The sequence below is a fragment of the Limimaricola cinnabarinus genome (assembly GCF_002723615.1).
In the GTDB taxonomy this organism is placed as follows: Bacteria; Pseudomonadota; Alphaproteobacteria; order Rhodobacterales; family Rhodobacteraceae; genus Limimaricola; species Limimaricola cinnabarinus_B.
Genome location: NZ_KZ305016.1, coordinates 1 through 1,362, shown reverse-complemented (window position 1 = coordinate 1,362; position 1,362 = coordinate 1). Strand labels below are relative to the sequence as shown.

Sequence of the window (1,362 nt, the reverse complement as noted above, 5' to 3'; positions counted from 1 at the left end):
GGACACCGGGCCAATGCCGGTCATCACCTCGCGTTCCGGCAGGTGACCATGACGGACCAAGCGCGCCCGCCCATCCTCGAGCGTATCCTTGGAAAACGCGGCCATGAGCGCAGCCAGCTCGGCGTGGATAGCTTGCTCGATCAGCTTGCGCGCGCCCTCGCGGATGACATCGGTGAATGCGTCGGAGCCAAATCCCGATGGATCAGGCAGCTGTGCAATGGTATTCTCTCGCATGTGGCATATCCCTTTCTCGGCTGAGAACTGACGGCGTCTGAACACCGCCATGATATGCCGCCCCTCAGGGCATCACCAACTTTCGCGCGTTTCTCTCTATACCTCAGGCGCCTGCACTTGAGGGCAAGCTTTCTGGCGAGACATGCGTGTTTCCGGGCCGGGATACTTGCGCCCGTCCTTCTGAGCAAGCGGCTTGCACGACAAGGCAAAGACCATGTACCGGGGCACGGTTTCCACAACGCTCACCGCCATCGCTCTTTACGACAGCAGCTTGTGGCGGTTTGGGATCGGCTCCTGCTTTGACAAACACCGCATGGTCTGACCGCAAGGCGATCTTTCGGCAGCGTCGATCAGAGAATTCCGGGTCAGGTCATGCAGCCCGGAGATGGCCGGTTCTGTCGATCCTCAGTCTTTCACAAGCTTCATCAGGTTTATATCTGCATCCGGACCTATGGATGCATTGAAGAAGTCGGCATTTTGGGACATTCGGTCCACCGTCCAGTTCCACCAGGATATCGCGAGCAACTGCTCGATGACGGATTGGGTGAAGCGAAACTTGATGAACTTTGCCGGAGTACCACCAACGATCGAAAACGGCAGAACATCCTTGGTGATAACCGATCCTGCAGCGAGGACCGACCCGCTTCCCACGACCGCACCGTTGAGAAGGGTGACCCCCGTTCCCGCCCAAACGTTGTGACCCACGTAGTTTGGCTGTCCCCTTATGTGGTTCGTCTTGAATCCAAGCTGCTTTTGCAGCCTTATATTCATGTTCACCGTATCGGTTCTGTGGTTTCCGTTTATGGTGGTGAACTCCGACCCGAAAGCGCAATATCGCCCGACATAAGTCCTGCCCTGCTGCTCCACGCGGCCATTCAGGTTCGTACCTCGTGCGGCAAAGAGATATCTTTTCACCTCCTTGATATTGCCGCGAAATACTATGCTGCTTCGCTGTCGTGCCTCGGCATCCCGGATATCTGCAAGGGTCGAATCTTTTCTGATCTCGTCAATTAATTGATCACGCCATTCTGTTGCTAGATCCGTATCATTCATCACTTGATGCCCGTTCTCGACTGCATGAACTGTACCGGCATGTGTTATTTTCATCGACTGTGCAACATCAGGGGG

At 55.6% G+C, this 1,362-nt stretch carries 1 protein-coding gene and 1 pseudogene; both read right to left on the bottom strand.

What is annotated here, in order from left to right; all coding sequences use genetic code 11:
- Positions 1-234: pseudogene (locus tag CJ301_RS18495) on the bottom strand (IS256 family transposase); the annotation flags it as partial.
- Between the two features lie 405 nt (positions 235-639).
- A partial coding sequence (locus CJ301_RS18490; protein WP_216823341.1) for a CatB-related O-acetyltransferase occupies positions 640-1,362 on the bottom strand: 723 nt, incomplete at its 5' end.